The 17,910-nt window shown below is 67.1% G+C and carries 15 protein-coding genes and 2 pseudogenes; 10 read left to right on the forward strand and 7 right to left on the reverse strand.

The window, feature by feature from the left end; genetic code table 11:
- The 3 genes and pseudogenes from CFB49_RS29875 to CFB49_RS29885 form a co-directional block, all read left to right on the forward strand.
- A pseudogene (locus CFB49_RS29875) lies at positions 1–419 on the forward strand (HlyD family secretion protein); the annotation flags it as partial.
- A 15-nt stretch (positions 420–434) separates the two neighbouring features.
- Entirely contained in the window at positions 435–3,626 is a 3,192-nt protein-coding gene (locus CFB49_RS29880; protein WP_089493161.1) for an efflux RND transporter permease subunit, read from the forward strand.
- A 2-nt stretch (positions 3,627–3,628) separates the two neighbouring features.
- A complete protein-coding gene (locus CFB49_RS29885) occupies positions 3,629–5,131 on the forward strand; it encodes an efflux transporter outer membrane subunit (RefSeq protein WP_089493162.1) in 1,503 nt (500 codons plus the stop codon).
- Positions 5,132–5,267: 136 nt separating this feature from the next.
- Here the strand turns inward: CFB49_RS29885 and CFB49_RS29890 are convergent, their stop codons facing one another.
- Both CFB49_RS29890 and CFB49_RS29895 read right to left on the reverse strand, forming a co-directional pair.
- Positions 5,268–5,981 carry a dienelactone hydrolase family protein gene (locus tag CFB49_RS29890; protein WP_069619573.1) on the reverse strand — a complete coding sequence of 238 codons (714 nt, stop codon included), beginning with the start codon at positions 5,979–5,981 and terminating at the stop codon, positions 5,268–5,270.
- A 276-nt stretch (positions 5,982–6,257) separates the two neighbouring features.
- Complete coding sequence (locus CFB49_RS29895) at positions 6,258–6,569, reverse strand: DUF4148 domain-containing protein (protein WP_069619574.1); 312 nt, start codon at positions 6,567–6,569, stop codon at positions 6,258–6,260.
- Here CFB49_RS29895 and CFB49_RS36055 point away from each other — a divergent pair.
- Positions 6,556–6,735 (forward strand): hypothetical protein, encoded by a 180-nt coding sequence (locus tag CFB49_RS36055; protein ID WP_124505065.1) that lies wholly within the window; start codon positions 6,556–6,558, stop codon positions 6,733–6,735. The two genes, CFB49_RS29895 and CFB49_RS36055, sit on opposite strands and share 14 nt — an antisense overlap.
- A 126-nt stretch (positions 6,736–6,861) precedes the next feature.
- On the opposite strand, the gene CFB49_RS29900 is transcribed toward CFB49_RS36055, so the two are convergent.
- Positions 6,862–7,827, reverse strand: coding sequence for a GlxA family transcriptional regulator (locus tag CFB49_RS29900; protein WP_069619575.1), 966 nt, complete (start codon positions 7,825–7,827; stop codon positions 6,862–6,864).
- Positions 7,828–8,000: 173 nt separating this feature from the next.
- On the opposite strand from CFB49_RS29900, the gene CFB49_RS29905 reads away from it, so the two are divergent.
- From CFB49_RS29905 to CFB49_RS29915, 3 genes are all read left to right on the forward strand, one after another.
- Positions 8,001–8,642, forward strand: a complete 642-nt coding sequence (locus CFB49_RS29905) for an HD domain-containing protein (protein ID WP_069619576.1) — start codon at positions 8,001–8,003, stop codon at positions 8,640–8,642.
- 301 nt (positions 8,643–8,943) lie between these two features.
- Complete coding sequence (gene parS, locus CFB49_RS29910) at positions 8,944–9,399, forward strand: type II RES/Xre toxin-antitoxin system antitoxin (protein WP_089493163.1); 456 nt, start codon at positions 8,944–8,946, stop codon at positions 9,397–9,399.
- Positions 9,396–9,875: an RES family NAD+ phosphorylase gene (locus CFB49_RS29915; protein ID WP_069619577.1), complete on the forward strand. Its 480-nt coding sequence runs from the start codon at positions 9,396–9,398 to the stop codon at positions 9,873–9,875. Before parS ends, CFB49_RS29915 begins: the two co-directional genes overlap by 4 nt.
- 38 nt (positions 9,876–9,913) lie before the next feature.
- Here the strand turns inward: CFB49_RS29915 and CFB49_RS29920 are convergent, their stop codons facing one another.
- The 4 genes and pseudogenes from CFB49_RS29920 to CFB49_RS29935 all read right to left on the reverse strand — a co-directional run bounded on the left by CFB49_RS29920 (position 9,914) and on the right by CFB49_RS29935 (position 13,706).
- On the reverse strand, positions 9,914–10,849 hold the full coding sequence (locus CFB49_RS29920) for a tyrosine-type recombinase/integrase (RefSeq protein ID WP_089493164.1): 936 nt from the start codon (positions 10,847–10,849) through the stop codon (positions 9,914–9,916).
- An 85-nt stretch (positions 10,850–10,934) separates the two neighbouring features.
- Positions 10,935–11,116, reverse strand: a pseudogene (locus CFB49_RS29925) (DUF2165 family protein); the annotation flags it as partial.
- Between the two features lie 51 nt (positions 11,117–11,167).
- Positions 11,168–12,523, reverse strand: coding sequence for a uracil-xanthine permease family protein (locus CFB49_RS29930; RefSeq protein WP_089493165.1), 1,356 nt, complete (start codon positions 12,521–12,523; stop codon positions 11,168–11,170).
- Between the two features lie 58 nt (positions 12,524–12,581).
- The gene (locus CFB49_RS29935; RefSeq protein WP_069619580.1) at positions 12,582–13,706 is read right to left on the reverse strand and encodes an aryl-sulfate sulfotransferase; all 1,125 of its coding nucleotides are present in this window, start codon (positions 13,704–13,706) and stop codon (positions 12,582–12,584) included.
- A gap of 101 nt (positions 13,707–13,807) precedes the next feature.
- On the opposite strand from CFB49_RS29935, the gene CFB49_RS29940 reads away from it, so the two are divergent.
- The 3 genes from CFB49_RS29940 to CFB49_RS29950 all read left to right on the forward strand — a co-directional run bounded on the left by CFB49_RS29940 (position 13,808) and on the right by CFB49_RS29950 (position 17,873).
- Positions 13,808–14,764 (forward strand): LysR family transcriptional regulator, encoded by a 957-nt coding sequence (locus CFB49_RS29940; protein WP_069619581.1) that lies wholly within the window; start codon positions 13,808–13,810, stop codon positions 14,762–14,764.
- Positions 14,765–14,972: 208 nt separating this feature from the next.
- Positions 14,973–16,958, forward strand: coding sequence for a gamma-glutamyltransferase family protein (locus tag CFB49_RS29945; RefSeq protein WP_089493166.1), 1,986 nt, complete (start codon positions 14,973–14,975; stop codon positions 16,956–16,958).
- A gap of 372 nt (positions 16,959–17,330) precedes the next feature.
- Positions 17,331–17,873 (forward strand): hypothetical protein, encoded by a 543-nt coding sequence (locus tag CFB49_RS29950; protein ID WP_089437553.1) that lies wholly within the window; start codon positions 17,331–17,333, stop codon positions 17,871–17,873.
- The last annotated feature ends 37 nt before the right edge of the window (positions 17,874–17,910 follow it).

Consider the following 17,910-nt stretch of genomic DNA (forward strand, 5'->3'; position numbering starts at 1 on the left):
CGAACCCGGGCAAGGTGCTGCTGCCGGGGATGTTCGTGCGTGCGCGGATCGAGGAAGGCGTGAACGAGAACGCGTTCCTGGTGCCGCAGATCGGCGTCACGCACGACCAGAAGGGGCAGGCGATCGCACTGGTCGTGACCGCGGCCAACAAGGTCGAGATGCGTCCGTTGACGACGACCGGCACATACGGCCCGAACTGGATCGTCGAAGGCGGTCTGCAGGCGGGCGACCACGTGATCGTGCAAGGCGTCGACAAGGTGCGCCCGGGCGCGACGGTGAAGACCGTTGCGGCACAGCTTGCATCGGCGCCGGACGCCGCATCCGCCACCACGGCAGGCGCCGCGCCGGCAAGCGCCGCGCTGGCGACTACCGCGGCCAGTGCCGCAGCGAGTTCGGCCGCCGCGTCGAGCGCGCAATAACAGGGAGTCCGTTTCATGGCCAAGTTCTTTATCGATCGCCCGATCTTCGCGTGGGTGATCGCGATCGTGCTGATGCTGGCCGGCGTCGCATCGATCTTCAAGATGCCGATCGCGCAGTATCCGACGATCGCACCGCCGACGATCCAGATCCAGGCGAACTATCCGGGCGCTTCCGCGAAGACGGTGGAAGACACGGTGACGCAGGTGATCGAGCAGCAGATGAGCGGGCTCGACAACTTCCTGTACATGTCGTCGACGAGCGACGATTCGGGCAACGCGACGATCACGCTGACCTTTTCGCCGGGCACGAATCCGGACGTCGCGCAGGTGCAGGTGCAGAACAAGCTGTCGCTCGCGACGCCGAACCTGCCGCAGGTCGTGCAGCAGCTCGGCATGCAGGTCACGAAGTCGAGCAGCAACTGGCTGATGTGGTTCGCGTTCAACTCCGAGGACGGCCGGATGTCGAAGGAGGACCTGACGAACTACGTGGCCTCGCACGTGCTCGATCCGCTGAGCCGCGTGAACGGCGTCGGCCAGACGCTGCTGCTCGGTTCGCAGTTCTCGATGCGGATCTGGCTCGACCCCGTCAAGCTGACCAACTACAGCCTCACGCCGACCGACGTGACGGCCGCGATCACGCAGCAGAACGTGCAGATCGCGGGCGGCCAGATCGGCGGCACGCCGGCGAAGCCGGGCACCGTGCTGCAGGCGACGATCACCGAATCGACGCTGCTGCGCACGCCCGAGCAGTTCGGCAACATCCTGCTGAAGGTCAACCAGGATGGCTCGCAGGTTCGGCTGAAGGACGTCGGCCGCGCGGCGCTCGGTTCGGAAAACTACACGTTCGACACGAAGTACATGGGGCAACCGACGGCCGGCCTCGGCATCCAGCTCGCGACCGGCGCGAACGCGCTGGCGACCGCGAACGCGCTGCGGGCCAAGATCGACGAGCTGTCGAAGTATTTCCCGCATGGTCTCGTCGTGCACTACCCGTACGACACGACGCCGTTCGTGCGCCTGTCGATCGAGGAAGTGGTCAAGACGCTGATCGAGGGCATCGTGCTGGTGTTCCTCGTGATGTACCTGTTCCTGCAGAACCTGCGGGCGACGATCATCCCGACGATCGCGGTGCCGGTCGTGCTGCTCGGCACGTTCGCGATCATGGGCATCGTCGGCTTCTCGATCAACACGCTGTCGATGTTCGGTCTCGTGCTCGCGATCGGCCTGCTGGTCGACGATGCGATCGTGGTGGTCGAGAACGTCGAGCGCGTGATGGCGGAAGAGGGGCTGTCGCCGAAGGAGGCGACCCGCAAGGCGATGAGCCAGATCACCGGCGCGCTCGTCGGCGTGGCGCTCGTGCTGTCGGCGGTGTTCGTGCCGGTGGCGTTCTCCGGCGGTTCGGTCGGCGCGATCTATCGTCAATTCTCGCTGACGATCGTGTCGGCGATGGTGCTGTCGGTGCTGGTCGCGTTGATCCTGACGCCCGCACTGTGCGCGACGATCCTGAAGCCGATCGAGAAGGGGCATCACGAAGAGAAGAAGGGTTTCTTCGGGTGGTTCAACCGCACGTTCGATCGCAGCCGCGATCGCTATACGAGCGGCGTGAACCACGTGATCCGGCGCTCGGGCCGCTGGCTCGTGATCTACCTGGTCGTGTTCCTCGCGGTCGGCGTGATGTTCGCGCGGCTGCCGAAGTCGTTCCTGCCCGACGAGGACCAGGGCTACATGTTCATGATCGTGCAGACGCCGTCCGGCTCCACGCAGGAAACGACCGGCAAGACGCTCGACAACATCAACACGTACCTGACCACCGCCGAGAAGAACGTGGTCGACTCGGTGTTCACGGTCAACGGCTTCAGCTTCGCGGGCCGCGGCCAGAATGCGGGCCTCGTGTTCGTGAAGCTGAAACCGTACGAGCAGCGCCAGCGTTCGGACCAGAAGGTGCAGGCGCTGATCGGCCGGACTTTCGCGCACTATTCGACGTACAAGGACGCGATGGTGATTCCGTTCAACCCGCCGTCGATTCCGGAACTCGGTACGGCTGCCGGCTTCGACTTCGAGCTGACGGACAACGCCGGCCTCGGTCACGAAGCGCTGATGGCCGCGCGCGGCCAGTTGCTCGGGATGGCCGCGAAGGATCCGGCGCTCGCGCTGGTACGCCCGAACGGCCTGAACGATACGCCGCAGTACAAGGTCGACATCGATCGCGAGAAGGCGAACGCGCTCGGCGTGACGGCCGCGGCGATCGACCAGACGTTCTCGATCGCGTGGGCGTCGCAGTACGTGAACAACTTCCTCGATACCGACGGCCGGATCAAGAAGGTGTACGTACAGTCCGATGCACCGTTCCGGATGACGCCGGAAGACATGAACATCTGGTACGTGCGCAACAGCGCGGGCGGGATGGTGCCGTTCAGCGCGTTCGCGACCGGCCACTGGATCTACGGGTCGCCGAAGCTCGAGCGTTACAACGGCGTGTCGTCGATCGAGATCCAGGGGCAGGCCGCGGAAGGCAAGTCGACCGGTCAGGCGATGGCCGCGATGGAAGCGCTCGCGAGCAAGCTGCCGGAAGGCATCGGCTATTCGTGGACGGGGCTGTCGTTCCAGGAAATCCAGTCCGGCTCGCAGGCGCCGATCCTGTACGCGATCTCGATTCTCGTCGTGTTCCTGTGTCTCGCGGCGCTGTATGAAAGCTGGTCGATCCCGTTCTCGGTGATCATGGTCGTGCCGCTCGGCGTGGTCGGCGCACTGCTCGCGACGATGCTGCGCGGCCTCGAGAACGACGTGTTCTTCCAGGTCGGCCTGCTGACCACCGTGGGCCTGTCGGCAAAAAACGCGATCCTGATCGTCGAATTCGCACGCGAACTGCAGGCGGGCGGGAATATGGGGCCGGTGCGCGCGGCGATCGAGGCGGCGCGCCTGCGGCTGCGTCCGATCCTGATGACGTCGCTCGCGTTCATGCTCGGCGTGCTGCCGCTCGCGATCAGCAACGGCGCGGGCTCGGCGAGCCAGCACGCGATCGGCACCGGCGTGATCGGCGGGATGATCACGGCGACGTTCCTCGCCATTTTCATGATCCCGATGTTCTTCGTGCGGGTGCGCGCGATCTTCAGCGGCGAAACGGAAAACGTCGACGACGCATGGCGTCTCGTGCAGGGTGACCTGCAGCGCGGTCACGACGACGCACACGATTCGAAGGGGCAGTAACGATGCAAAAACATGCTTTGACTGCAACCGCGGCCGCACTGGCTGCCGCGCTCTTTGCCACGGGCTGCACGATGGCGCCGCATTACAAGCGGCCCGACGCGCCCGTCGCGCAGGCGTACCCGGCCGGCGGCGTCTACGCGACGCAGCCCGGCGCGGCCGGCGCGCGCAGCGCGAACGGCCAGGCGGCGACTGCCATCGGCTGGCGCGAGTTCTTCGTCGATCCGCGCCTGCAGCGGCTGATCGAGATCGCGCTGAAAAACAATCGCGACCTGCGCGTGTCGGTGCTGAACATCGAGGCCGCGCGTGCGCAGTACCAGATCACGCGCGCGGGGCTGTTCCCGACGCTCGACGGTACGGGCACGGGCAGCATCCAGCGTTTCCCGGCCGGCGTATCGCAGACGGGCCAGCCGCTGATTTCGCGTACCTACAACGTCGGATTGTCGGCGTCGTGGGAGCTCGATCTGTTCGGTCGCGTGCAGAGCCTGAAGGACCAGGCGCTCGCGCAGTACCTGTCGACGTCGTACGCACGGCAGGCGTCCGAGATCTCGCTGGTGTCGCAGGTGGCGGATCAGTACCTGACGCTGCTGTCGACCGATGACCTGCTGAAGGTCACGGAGGACACGCTGAAGACCGCGCAGGCGTCGTACGACCTGACCAAGCTGCAATTCGACAACGGGACGGGTTCCGAGCTCGAGCTGCGTCAGGCGCAGACGGTGGTCGAGACGGCGCTTGCGAACCAGCAGGCGCAGGCACGCGCTCGCGCGCAGGCGCTGAACGCGCTGGTGCTGCTGATCGGCGAGCCGCTGCCGGACGACCTGCCGGCGGGCATGCCGCTCGACGCGCAGAACCTGCTGACGGACGTGCCGGCTGGCCTGCCGTCGGACTTGCTCACGCGTCGTCCGGACGTGATGCAGGCCGAGCAGACGCTGCTGGCCGCGAACGCGAACATCGGCGCGGCGCGTGCGGCATTCTTCCCGAAGATCTCGCTGACAGCCGCGTTCGGCACCGCGAGCCCGACGCTGGGCGGCCTGTTCAAGGCCGGCACGGCGGCGTGGTCGTTCGCGCCGAACATCGCACTGCCGATCTTCGAGGGCGGGCAGAACATCGCGAACCTGGATCTCGCGAACGTGCAGAAGCGCATCGAGATCGCGAACTACGAGAAGGCGATCCAGTCGGCGTTCCGCGAAGTGTCGGACGGGCTTGCCGCGCGCGGCACGTACGATCAGCAGATCGCGGCGCTGGAGCGCAACGAGCACGCGCAGCAGCGTCGCTTCGACCTGTCGGACCTGCGTTACAAGAACGGTGTGGACAGCTACCTGTCGGTGCTGACCGCGCAGACGGATCTGTACTCCGCACAGCAGTCGCTGATCAGCGCGCGCCTGGCGCGCTGGACGAACCTGGTCGATCTGTACCGCGCGCTCGGCGGCGGCTGGATCCAGCGCGCGGGCGAAGCGCCGCGCGCGCCGGATGCACCGGTCGACTACCAGACGGCAACGAACGGGTAAGCACGACGCATGGCCGAAGCGAAGCGGCAGGCCGCGCCTGTCCATTGAACCGAAGGGAGGTGAAAACGAAAACGCCACGGACGCAAATCCGTGGCGTTTTCCTTTGTACCGTCGCCGCGCGGGACGCGGCATTCCGTTACGCGTGCTTCGTCCAGAGCGTTCGGCCGAAGAACGTGAGCGTGCGGTCCCACGCCGTTTCCGACCACACCGGATCGAACTGCGTGCCGGCGATGCGGCCGGGGCCGACGGCCGTTTCGTTCGCGAACGCATGGTGCGCCAGATAGCGATGGAATTCGAAGCCGACCTTCGCATCGGTCAGCTTCTTTTCCAGTGCGTCGACCTGGTCGATCGTGAAGAACGCATCCTGCGTCGCCCAGTGACCCATCAGCGGCACCTTGAGCTTGGCCGGATCGATGTAGTCGAGCGGCGGCAGGCCATACCACGTGACGCCGGCGTCCGCGTCGGCGTACTGCAGCGACAGCAGCGTGAGGGCGCCGCCCATGCAGTAGCCCGTCACCGCGACCCGCGGCGCCAGCGTCTTCAGGTAGGCGACCGCGCCGGGAATGTCCTGCGACGCGGCGTCGCCGAAATCGAGGCCGGTCATCAGGTGGTGCGCTTCTTCCTCCTCGACCGTCGACTTGCCGCGATACAGGTCGGGCACGAGCGCGAAGTAGCCGCAGCGCGCGAGACGATCCGCGACGCCGCGAATCTGGTCGTTCAGCCCCCACCATTCCTGGATGACGACGACCGCGGGCGCGCCTTCGGTCCGTGCCGGCGTGGCGAGATAGCCCTGCAGTTCCTGGCCGTCCGGGCGGCGAAACGTGATCGTGGAACCGGATGTTTGAGACATGAAACCGCTCCTTTTCGAAAAATGCGCCGAGTGCGACATCGGGCCGGCCAGCGGGCGTCGTGATGCCGCCCGCGTTCGTGCTGGCCGACGCCGACCACGCGGCCATTCTATGCGCAAACACCGGACGCTTGCGTGAACGACGCCGCGCGGCACGCGAGCAGCGAAAGGAGCGGACAACCGGAAAACGAACACCCCGCCCCGATGAACGGGAGCGGGGTGTCGCGTCTACGACGGGCGTATCCGGAATACGCCGGAAATACGCTGGCGTATTCCGGTTTACTGACCGAAGTAGATCGAGTTGCGGCCTTCCTGCTTGACTGCGACCGCGCGGCCGGCACGCGCGCCGGCGGCTGCTTGCGCGCCGTAGCCGGCCTCATCGGCGTTCGTCACGCGGGCCTGTGCGGCTTGCAGCGCACGCGGGTAATACTGATCGGAGACTTCGGGTTTGTAGCCGGCCTGTTCGAGCTGGACGAGTTCCGCACGCACCTGGGCACGCGTAAGCTGGCCCGACGGATTCGATTGCGCGAATGCGCCGTACGACGCGGACAATGCGGTTGCGGCGACGACAGCAGTGATGAACGACTTCATGGTGACCTCCGGTTCTGTTGATTTCGCGCTTCGCTCGTTGCGTTCAGCGGTTGATTGCATCGTAACGATCGCGTTACCGGTCGGAAATACGCATTGCAGCGAATCATTATTGCAACTGGGTAAACGATTCGCGCAGCGCGCAATTTCATCTGATGATTGCCGGTGAGCCGGAGGAGGGGAAGGCGCGATGGGGGCGATCGACGCGGAACGAGCGGGTCGAACCATTGAATCGTATTCCGAAGTATTTTCGCGAGGCCGTCGGCGTCACTCATTTGGCGCCGCGCGTTCCCTCTCACGCAGCCAGGGTCGTCTGCCGTTTCCGATATTCGGCCGGCGTGATGCCGACATGCCGGGTGAACGCCCGCCTGAGCGTATCGACGTTTGCGAAGCCGCATTTCGCGGCGACCTGCTTCGGGGTGTCATGGCCGTTCTCGAGCAACTGGCGGGCGGCAGAGATGCGGGTCGCTTCGACCCACGCGGCCGGCGTCATGCCGACTTCCGCGCGGAACAGCCGCGCGAAATGGCGTGGGCTCATGCCTGCATGCTTGGCCATCTCGGCCACCGAATGTTCGAGTTCCGGATGGGCCGCGACCCAGCGCTGGACTTCCTGCAGCACCGAACGTCCGGCGGGGCGGGCTTCGCCCTTGCGGCTGAACTGGAGCTGCCCGCCCGGACGCTTGAAAAACATCACCAGTTGCGCGGCGACGCGCCGCGCGATCTCGCGGCCGAGATCTTCCTCGACCAGCGCGAGCGCGAGATCGAGCCCGGCCGTGACGCCCGCGCCGGTGCGCAGCTTGCCGTCGCGCACGTACAGCGCGTCGGCGTCCACGACGAGCGACGGATAGGCTTCGCCGAGTGCATCGGCGGCGGCCCAGTGCGTGGTGAGGTGACGTCCTTTCAGCAGGCCCGTGGCGGCGAGGATGAATGCCCCGGTGCAGATCGACCCGTAGCGTCGGCTCTGCACCGCCGCGGCGCGCAACCACGCGAGGACGTCGGTGCGCAGCGCGATTTGGCAGGCGTTCGGCGCGCCGGCGACCAGCAGCGTGTCGATGCGCTCGGGGATGTCGGGGGCGATCCAGTCGGGCAGCAACCGTGCGCCGGACGAGCTGCGGATCGCACCGGCCCCGCTCGCGATGACCCGCGACGCATAGTACGGCTTCCCGCATTCGACGTTCGCTTGCGCGAACACGTCGAGCGGTGCGGAGACATCGAGCAGCTGAACGCCCGGAACGGCAAAAATACCCACGACCTTCGGCATGATCGGTTGCGTGTCGTATCGAACGTGATGCGCAGCAGTATAGGGGCGCTTTCTTCACCGTGCCGGCACTGTGTCCGTTCGTCGCGCGAAATGGCAGGATTCGTCGTAACCAGCCTATTTGAGACACCTGTCGGACCCCGGAGAATCGAGCGTGTCTTCCATGGAGGTCGATCATGACTGTGAACGTTGCCGGCATCACCCTTCCCGATACTCGACTGACGCGCGAGATCACCGAACTCGTGCGCGATACCGAATCCGAACTGCTGTTCCATCACTCGAGTCGCGTGTTCTATTTCGCGGCACTGGCAGGCCGACGCCGCGGGCTCGAGTACGACCCCGAACTGCTCTATTGCGGCTGCATGTTCCATGACATGGGACTGACGCACCGGCACAGCAGCGCATGCGAGCGCTTCGAAGTGGACGGTGCCAATGCCGCCCGCGATTTTCTGAAGGCGAAGGGGATCTCGCAACAGGACATCGATGTCGTATGGACCTCGATCGCACTGCATACCACGCCCGGCATTCCGCAGCACATGCATCCGGTCGTCGCGCTGGTCACGGCGGGCGTCGAGATGGACGTACTGGGCCTCGCTTACCCGGAATACAGCGACATCGAGCGGGAAGCGGTCGTGCGCGCGCATCCGCGCACGCCGCATTTCAAGGAAGACATCATTCAGGCGTTCTACGACGGCATCAAGCACAAGCCCGGCACGACGTTCGGCAACGTGAAGGCCGACGTGCTCGCGGACAAGGATCCGCATTTCCATGCGGGCAACTTCTGCAGCGTGATCCGGTCGTCCGCATGGGCCGGCTGACCCTGGACGATCGGCTGCGCATCAGCCGCCGGTGATCGTCTACCCGGCGTACAGGAGGGGAAAAGAGGCGATTTCCTTGACTTGCGTATTACCGTTGGAAAATTGTTACGTGACAACTTCAGGTCATAGCGAACAGGATTTTATATACTGAATTTTTGTACCCCCTCACCGGAGGCGAATCTCCGATTCGCGCACCTCGAATACCGGTCTGTCAGCCCAATGGGTAAAGCCCGCCGCTCAACAGTCCGTATCTCGCCGGCAAAACGCCTATAATGGTGGGGCAAATTGCCGGAGAGAGGTCATGAGCACCATCGCTTTTCATCCTTCAGGCGTCGCGCACCCGCGTCAGGCCGAATTCACGATTCTCGAGCAGCTGCTAGCGATCCGCGTCCGCTCGGGCGCCGACCTGGCCGAGCTGGCGAGCGCGCGCGTCGACGTGTCGGTGATCGACCGGTTGTCGGAGCGCGGGCTGAAATCGGACGAGCTGGCCTTCATCATTCCGCGCCGCACGTTGAGTCATCGTCGGCAGGCGCACGAACGCCTGTCGCCGGAAGAGTCGGACAAGGCGATCCGTCTCGCGCGCATCGTCGCGCAGGCGGCGGTCACGTTCGGCGATCAGGACAAGGCGATGGCGTGGCTGCGCAACGGGCTCCAGCGCTTCGGCGGCCGCACGTCGCTCGACATGGCGAGCACCGAGCATGGCGCGCGGCTCGTCGAAGAGGCCCTCACGCAGATCGACGAGGGGTACTTCGCTTGACGACGCTGTGGCGGATCAGCAATTACGCCGATCTGAAAGGCATCGGCGGGTTGCGGGCCGGCGGGCGCTGGCATTTCGCCGGGCAGCCCGTCGTGTATCTCGCCGAGCATCCGGCGCTCGCGCTGCTCGAGACGCTGGTTCATTTCGAAATCGCCACCGTCGGCCAATTGCCGAGCGGATATCAATTGCTGCGTATCGAGGCGCCCGATTCGGTGGACGTCGCCGAAATCGCGGAAGGCGATGCGCCGGACGACTGGCGCACGAACGTCGACTGGACCCGCAGCGCGGGTACCGAGTGGCTGGACACGCAGCCGAGCGCGCTGCTGCGTGTGCCGAGCGTCGTCGTGCCGCACGCCCATAACTTCCTGTTGAACCCGCTGCATCCGGCCGCGTCCGACATCCGCATCGCGGAAGTGATGCAATCCCCGTACGACACGCGGATTCTGCGGCTGGTGCAGCCGAAGCCGGGCGAATAGCGCACCGGCGGAACGCGGTTCGCGCCGGCGGCGCGCGATCACCGCTCGCGGGCAGCGCGATCCGCGGCTGCATCGGGCGGCAGCGTTTGCCGAATGCGCGTGACCGTTCGCAGGCTGGCGAGACCGAGCATCGCCGTGACATCGGCATGCGCATGGCCGGCGAGCAGTTGGCGGCGCGCATACGTATTGCGCAGCACGCGCGGGCTCATGTCCGCTGCGCGAAAGCCGATCGCGTTCAGCGCATCGCGCACGACGAGCAGCAGGAACATGTCGTTCATTGCGCCCCCGCGCGGCGCGGGAAACAGCCGCGTCGAAGGCGGCACGTCGGTCGAGCGCCCACGCCATGCGGCGAGCGGCGCCACCGCGAATGCGGCGAGCGCGATCCGGCGCGCCGGCCGCGCGCGATTGCGCGGCACCGACAACACCGCTGGCCGCGCGTCGAGATCGAGTGCGTCGCCTGTCGCCGCGCGAATCTCGGCCGACGTGATGCCACTCGCGAGCAGTAGCGCGACGATCGCGCGATTCCGGCAGTCGGCGGGCGTGTCATTCGCTCGAGGCTGCACATGGCGCTGCAGCGCCGCGTCGGCATCGGGCGGCAGGTAGCACGGCTCGGGCTCGCCGTCCGGCCATGCGAGATCGTGCGTCGATCGGCCGGCTGGATGACTCGTCCGCACACCGGCGTCGACCAGATGCCGGCCGAGCCGGTCGATCAGCTTCGCATAGCGCACGCGCGTCGACGTGCCGGGCGCGCAAGTACGGTCGAGTTCCGCGAGGAAGGCCGCAACGTGGTCGGGCCCGAACGTCGCGAGCGACACGTGCCGTGCGCTCAGGTGACGCAGGAATCGCTCGAACATCGCGACGTGCTGGACGATCGAACGCGGCGCGAACGGCCGGCGGCCGGCGCCGGTCGCGGCGGTTTCCTGCCAGGCGCGAAACGCGCCGACGGGGTCGTGAATCCAGCGATTCGTGTCCATCCCCGTTTTATAGCCGGACACGGTGACGCCGGCAATCGTCCCGACGGCCGGTCGGCCGGCACGCGACGAAGCAGGTGCGTCGGGGCGCGGCACGCATGTCGTCGACGCCGTCGTCGTTCATCGTCAGGTGGACGAGCACGCGCAGCAGCGTGATGAAGAAGCGGAACACGGGCGGCACGCCGTTCCATCGCTTCGACATCCATATCCGAACCGTTCGCCGCCGACCGACATGAAGGCGGCCTGCCACGTGAGGAAACCGCGCGTCAGTCACGACCGCAGGCGTCGTCAAGCGCGGGCAGCGTGCACGTGCCGCTGCGGTTACGCGTCGCGCGAAGGCGCCGCAGCCGCGCTCGCATGTGCTTGCCCGCCCAGCCGTGCGAGCGCGGCGAACGCCAGTTGCGTCGCGATCGCCGCGAGCGTGCCGGCCGCCATGCCGTTGCCGAGCACGATCTGCACGGGCGCGCCGAAATGACGATACAGGTTCGGCACCAGGATCGGCGCGAGGCCGACGACCAGTGCGGCTGCGAGCGTGTACTGGTTCGCGCGCGCGTGCAGGTCGATGCTCGCGAGCAGCCGGATGCCCATCACGCCGATCATCGCGAACACGACCAGCGCGGTGCCGCCGACCACGGCGGCCGGGATCGCGTACGCGAGCCGCGCAAGCGGCGCGAACAGCGCGATGACGATCAGCATCGCGCCGGCGGCGGCCGTCACGTAGCGCGAGCGTACGCCGGTCGTCTGCACGACGCCGATGTTCTCGGCGCTGGTCACGATCAGCGGCGTGCCGAACAGCGCGCCGGCCAGCGAGGCGAGCGCGTCGCCGCGTATCGTCTTCGGCACGTCGCGCCGGAGCGAAATCGGCTTGCCGCACGTTTCGCCGACGGCGACCGTCTGCGCGGTGGCCTCCGCCATCGAGATCGCGGTGAAAATCAGCAGCGGCAGCGCAGCCAGCACGTCGAAACGCGGCATCCCGAACGGGAGCCACACCGGATGCGTGAACAGCGGCCCGTGCCACACGTCGGCGAGCGCGGGCATCGCGCCGAGCGACCAGCCGAGCGTCGCGCCGGCCGTCAGCCCGATCAGCACCGCGAGGCGCCCGGCCGTGCCGCGGAATGCGCCCGCGACGACGACGGTGGCGACGATCGTCGCGAGCGCGAGACCGAGCGCGCGCGGCTGCGCGAAGTCGGCCGAACCGGGCTGGCCGACGACGATCGTCGCGTAGATCCGGATCAGGTTGATCGACACGAGCAACAGCATCGCGCCGACGACGATGCGCGGAAAGAGCCGCAGGCAGCGCGTGAAGACGGGCAGCAGCACCCAGTAGAACGCGCTGGCGAGCAGCGCCGCGCCGGCCGCGGTCGGCAGGCCCGATTGCGCGGCGATGCCGGCGAACAGCATCGTCGGTGCGCCGCCGGGCACCATCACGAACGGCATGCGCGCACCGATCGGGCCAGCGCCGAGCGATTGCAGCAGCGTGCCGATGCCGCACGCGAAGAACGTCGCGCCGATCAACTGAACCGTCAGGTCGGCCGGCAACACGAGCACCTTCGCGATCAGGAAGATGGCCGTGATCGGCGACGCGGCCATCGACAGCACGTGCTGCAGCCCGAACAGCGCGAGCTGCCACGCGGGGAGTCGGGCATCGACGGGTGCGGAGATCGGATCGTGCGACACGGCAGACTCCTCGGAAACGAACGGCGACGATGGCCGGAAACCGGCGGTGAACGAAAGCTCAGGTCCGTAGCCACGGCAATTGCGCGGCGCTGTAGCGGAACGTCTGGAACACGCTGTTCAGCTGTCCGGGGCCGGTCTTGCGCGCCGCTTCGTCCGGGTATTCGGCGAACCACGGGATCACGTATTCCCAGACGACCTCGCCGGCCGGCGTCACTTCGAACAGCCGGCCCGTCGACGATTCGGTGATGTGCGTGTTGCCGTTCGGCAAGCGCTGCGCGTTGCCCATGAACGGCGTGTAGAACAGGTTCACGACGTCGTCCGCATACGACCACACGACGCGCTGCGTCGCCGGATCGATTTCCACGACGCGCGAGAACGCGACGTGCGCGCCATGGCGGAAATTGCCGTTGTCGAACGCGAGGATGTTGCCGTTCGGAAGCGGCGCCGGCGCATGCTGGTGCGACACGACGCCGGGCCCGATGTGCAGGTCGACGCGGCCGGTTGCGCGGTGCACGCCGATGATGCCCGACGTCGTGCGCAGGCTCATCAGCACGCGGCCGTTCGCATCGACCGCGAGGCCGTTGACGAGCGGCCAGTGATAGCGGCCGAAGCCTGCCGCGATCGGAAAATCCTCGGGCCGCAGATGGTCGCGTGCATGCCATTCCCAGACAATCCGACCGGCGCGGTTCACTTCGCGGATCACGTCCGCGAACATCACCTCGTCGTCGCCATGCGCGGTGCCGCCCGGCACGCGCCGCGCGAACGCCGCGTCGACCGGCTCGCACGCGGCGTACAGCAGGTTGCCGTTCGGCAGCCACTGCGCGTCGTGGTGATGCGCGGGATCCTCGTAGCGCCACACGGTGTCGCCTTGCGGCGTGACCTCGTAGAAGTCGCCGCCGTGCCACATCGACCATGGTGCGTAGCGCGATTCGGAGTGCGGATGATTGCCGTTGTAGCCGAGGTTGCCGTTCGCGAGGATGACCGCGTGGCGGCCCGGGCGCACGGGCATCTTCCACTGGTGGACGACTGCGCCGTCGATGCCGACGAGATAGACGTTGCCGTCGCCGGTCTGCGGCGCGATGAGCGTATAGCCGCCCGCGGACAACGCGGGATCGTGGGCAATGAGGCCGACGCCGCGGCGGCGCTGGGTGATCTGGTCGACGGTCGTCACTGCGGTCTCCATTCGAATCGGATACGGGGATGCAGCGGAATCTAGACGATTCGCCCGGTCGGTAAAATCGGATTATTCTTGACGGCCTGTTCGGAAAAATCTAACGGATCATCATGCGTTCGATATCGCAGACATTCCGCTGTTTCGACGAAGTCGCGCGGCGCGGCTCGATTCGCAAGGCGGCGGATGCGCTGCACCTGACCGCCGCGGCGGTGCACCAGCAGATCCGCAATCTCGAGGAGCAGGTGGGCGTGCCGCTGTTCGACCGGTTGCCGCGCGGCATGCAGCTGACGCTCGCCGGCGAGATCGTGATCGCGGCCGTGCGGCGCGGCCAGCGCGATTTCGACAACGCGCTGACGCAGGTCGAGGACCTGCGCGCGCTGCGGCGCGGGCACGTGAATCTCGCGGTGCCCGCCTCGACGGCGGAAAAGCTCGTGCCCGACGCGATCCTCGCGGCGATGCAGCACTATCCCGGCGTCACGTACAGCGTGCGCTGCGGAAACGGCGAGCGCATCGTGCGCTGGGTCGAGACGGGCGAGGTCGACATCGGTTACGCGCTGCGCCGGCGTACCGCGGCGGGCGTCGTCGAGGTGCGCGCGTTCGCGCAGCCGCTGGGTGTCGTCACGGCGCCCGGCCATCCGCTCACGTCGACGGGCGGCAAGGTGCGGATGCGCGACTGCTTCGCGCATCCGCTGATCCTGATGACGCCCGACACGGAGCTGCGCGCGATGTTCGACCAGATCGATGCTCGGCAGCCGCGCAGCGTGCGGCCGCTGGTCGAAACCGGCTCGGTGTCGATGGTGCGGCGTCTCGTGGCCGAAGGCGCTGGCATCGGCTTCCTGATCGCGGAAAACGTCGCGGACGACGTAGCCGCCGGCCGGCTCGCGTGGACGCCGCTGGCCGATGCGGGCGCGCGCTCGTTCAGTTGCATCTACCAGCGGGCGGACACGAGCGCGACGGTCGCGATGACGATGTTTCTCGCATTCTTTTCCGAGGCGATCGACGCGATGGAGCACGGTTTCGCGCGCGGCGGCCGGGCGGCCGGCACGCGTCGCCGGGCGACAAGGTAACGACGTCACGATACGCCCATGCGCTGCAATGCGGCAGATAAAACCGCATGCCGGTTCGGTGACGTTGCGTACACAACGTCCGGTTGCACGACGTCATTTCCTGATTGCGAAAAAAATTCTGTTCATGGGACTATCGAACGGGTCGCCCGCGCACCGAGGGGCGCGGGCGACAGGATGCCCATCGCAACGACCCGCACATTGGCAGACAATGAACAGAACAGCGATTTTTCCGTATGCGTCCGCGTTGCTCGCGGCTGCGTTGTTGACCGCATGCGGCGGCGACGTCGAGAACGAGGCGGGCCGCACGACCGCACCTTCCACCGATACGAGTTGTCTCGCGGTCGACAACAGCGGCGCGACGGTCGTGGTGGGCTCGAACCAGCCGGGCGACCCGTCGCTGCCGGAAGCGTCGTCGGGCTATCGCACCGGGATGAAGTCCGTCTATGCGAAAAGGTACCTGGTGGCCACGTCGAACGCGTACGCGAGCGCAGCCGGTTGCGCGGTGCTGAAGAAGGGCGGCACAGCGGCCGACGCGGCGGTCGCCGTGCAGGCCGTGCTGGGCCTGACGGTGCCGGAGGCGACGGGCCTCGGGTCGGGCGGCGTGCTGCTCTACTACGACGCGCGAGGCAAGACGCTGCAGGCGTACGACGGCCGAGAAACCGCGCCGGCCGCCGCGACGGAGAACTACCTGCGTTATGTCGATGACGCCACCGATCATTCGGCGCCGCTGCCGAACGCGCGCGCGAGCGGCCGCTCGATCGGCACGATCGGCGTGCCGCGGCTCGTCGAGGCACTGCAACAGGATCATGGCCGCTTGCCGTGGCAGAGCCTGTTCGGCGACGCGATCACGCTCGCGACCAACGGTTTTCCGATCGGCGGCCGGCTGGCCGACGCGATCGCGGCGAATGCCACGAACCTGAAGCGCGACCCCGAAGCCGCCGCGTATTTCCTGAACGCCGACGGTTCGCCGAAGCTGCTCGGCACCGTACTGAAGAATCCGGCCTACGCGCGCACGCTGTCGCTGATGGCGCAGTCGGGCGCGAATGCGCTGTACACGGGGCAGATCGCGCAGGACATCGTCGCGAAGATCGCGGTGACGAAGGGCGCGGACGGCTCGACGCTCACGCCGGGCAAGACGACCGTCGCCGATCTGGCCGCGTATCAGGCGAAGCGCCGCGAACCGGTGTGCACGACCTATCGCAGCTACTGGGTCTGCGGGATGCCGCCGCCGTCGTCGGGCGGCATCGCGGTCGCATCCGCGCTCGGCATTCTAGAGAATTACGACTTGAAGTCGTTGAAGCCGACGGCGATCGATCTCGAAGGCGGCAAGCCGACCGTCGCGGGCGTCCACCTGATCACCGAGGCTGAGCGGCTCGCGTATGCCGACCGCGACAAGTACGTGGCCGATACCGATTTCGTGCCGCTGCCGGGCGGCACGTGGGACACGCTGCTGAACAAACCGTACCTGAAATCGCGCGCGTCTCTGATCGACACGACCAAAAGCATGGGCACCGCGCAGCCCGGCAATCTCGGTGCGGTGCCGCTCGGCGTCGACACGACGCTGATCGAGCACGGCACGAATCAGTTTACGATCGTGGACGGCGACGGCAACGTGCTGAGCGCGACGACGACGGTCGAGTCGAGCATGGGCTCGTTTCACATGACCAACGGCTTCCTGCTGAACAACCAGCTGACCGACTTTTCCGCGAACCCGCTCGACGCGTCCGGCAATCCGGTGGCGAACCGCCTGCAGCCGGGCAAGCGGCCGCGCAGCTCGATGGCGCCGACGATCGTGTTCGGGCAGGCCGCCGACGGTTCGCGCGGCGACTTCGTGATGGCGACCGGTTCGCCGGGCGGCGGCACGATTCCGCAATACGTGGTCAAGACGCTGATCGGCGCGCTCGACTGGGGGCTCGACGCGCAGCAGTCGGCGGGCCTCGTCGACTTCGGCGCGAGCAACAGCCCGACGACCACGATCGGCGGCGAGCATCCGAACGTCAACACGGCGAACAACGGTGCGAACGATCCGCTGATCACGGGGCTGCTCGCGCTCGGGCACAAGGTGTCGACGTCCGCGCAGGCGAGCGGCGTCAACACGGTGATGCGCGTGACGGTCGGCCAGTCGCCGGCGTTGCAGGGCGGCACCGATCCGCGTCGCGAAGGCGTCGTGCTCGGCGATACGTTCCGGCCGTAACCGGTCGGAATGCGAACGGCCCCGGTCCGCTTGCTGGCGGCCGGGGCTGTGCATCATGACGAGGCCGCATCGACGGCCGCGCAAATCGCATCCTTCGGAATGCAGATGGAAGCGGCCGGCATGAAGCGCGCCTGCCGGCCCAAGCTGCACCCGTCAGTCGTCAAATACAGTGGCCACCCGCCGCAAACCTCCGATTGTCAAACAGTGTGAGTCAATCGTCAGCATTTGCAACGGAAGTAACAGTCCCCGCAATTCAGTCGTTTTGCTCGCCGGCGCCGCTACATTAGCTCCACCTGCCGCATGTCGCGGCGAGGCATGCGGCAAGCCGCAAGCACGCGGTCCGCAGCAACAACGTCTTTGGGGAGAATGACCATGAACAAGATCCGTACGATTCTGCTGGGTGCTGCTCTGACGGCGATGGCGACGTCGGCTGCATTTGCACAGACGGCCCAGACCGGCGCCCAGGGTTCCGCAGGCGTCGGCGCGCAGGTCCAGACGCCGCTGCTCGGCGGCGGCGTGGGCGTGCAGGCTGGTGCCGGCGCGAATGCGGCAGGCTCGGGTTCGGGCGCGGGCAATGTCGTCGGCGGCGCGCTGAACGGCGTCGGCCAGACGGTCGGCGGCGTGGGTTCGGCAGCCGGGGCGGCGGTGGGTGGCGCGACGCAGGCGGTCGGTTCGGCGGCCGGCGCGACGAAGGATGCGGCGGCATCGGCCGTGCACGCGACGAAGTCGCACGTGAAGCACGTCGCCGCCTCGGCGAAGAGCCATGCCCACGGCGCGGTGTCGACCGCAGGCGACGTCGCGGGCGGCGCGAAGGCGAAGGCCGGCGAAGCGCTCGAAGGCGCGACGAATTCGGTGCAGGGTGGCGCGTCGGTCGGCGTGAAGGGCTCGGCGTCGACGCAAGGCGGCGCGCTGTAACAAGCAGCACGCATCCCGTCACGGCCCGGCCCGCTTC

This window comes from Burkholderia sp. AU17457 (assembly GCF_002223255.1).
GTDB classification, from domain to species: Bacteria; Pseudomonadota; Gammaproteobacteria; order Burkholderiales; family Burkholderiaceae; genus Burkholderia; species Burkholderia sola.

Excerpts from the sequence above, each read along its gene's own strand:
- CFB49_RS29900 (WP_069619575.1), bottom strand. The coding sequence starts at position 7,827 with ATGCCGAAGGTCGTGGGTATTTTTGCCGTTCCGGGCGTTCAGCTGCTC.
- CFB49_RS29940 (WP_069619581.1), top strand. The coding sequence starts at position 13,808 with ATGCGTTCGATATCGCAGACATTCCGCTGTTTCGACGAAGTCGCGCGG.
- CFB49_RS29950 (WP_089437553.1), top strand. The coding sequence starts at position 17,331 with ATGAACAAGATCCGTACGATTCTGCTGGGTGCTGCTCTGACGGCGATG.
- CFB49_RS29885 (WP_089493162.1), top strand. The coding sequence starts at position 3,629 with ATGCAAAAACATGCTTTGACTGCAACCGCGGCCGCACTGGCTGCCGCG.
- CFB49_RS29880 (WP_089493161.1), top strand. The coding sequence starts at position 435 with ATGGCCAAGTTCTTTATCGATCGCCCGATCTTCGCGTGGGTGATCGCG.
- CFB49_RS36055 (WP_124505065.1), top strand. The coding sequence starts at position 6,556 with ATGAACGACTTCATGGTGACCTCCGGTTCTGTTGATTTCGCGCTTCGC.
- CFB49_RS29905 (WP_069619576.1), top strand. The coding sequence starts at position 8,001 with ATGACTGTGAACGTTGCCGGCATCACCCTTCCCGATACTCGACTGACG.
- CFB49_RS29890 (WP_069619573.1), bottom strand. The coding sequence starts at position 5,981 with ATGTCTCAAACATCCGGTTCCACGATCACGTTTCGCCGCCCGGACGGC.
- CFB49_RS29945 (WP_089493166.1), top strand. The coding sequence starts at position 14,973 with ATGAACAGAACAGCGATTTTTCCGTATGCGTCCGCGTTGCTCGCGGCT.
- CFB49_RS29935 (WP_069619580.1), bottom strand. The coding sequence starts at position 13,706 with ATGGAGACCGCAGTGACGACCGTCGACCAGATCACCCAGCGCCGCCGC.
- CFB49_RS29920 (WP_089493164.1), bottom strand. The coding sequence starts at position 10,849 with ATGGACACGAATCGCTGGATTCACGACCCCGTCGGCGCGTTTCGCGCC.
- parS (WP_089493163.1), top strand. The coding sequence starts at position 8,944 with ATGAGCACCATCGCTTTTCATCCTTCAGGCGTCGCGCACCCGCGTCAG.
- CFB49_RS29895 (WP_069619574.1), bottom strand. The coding sequence starts at position 6,569 with ATGAAGTCGTTCATCACTGCTGTCGTCGCCGCAACCGCATTGTCCGCG.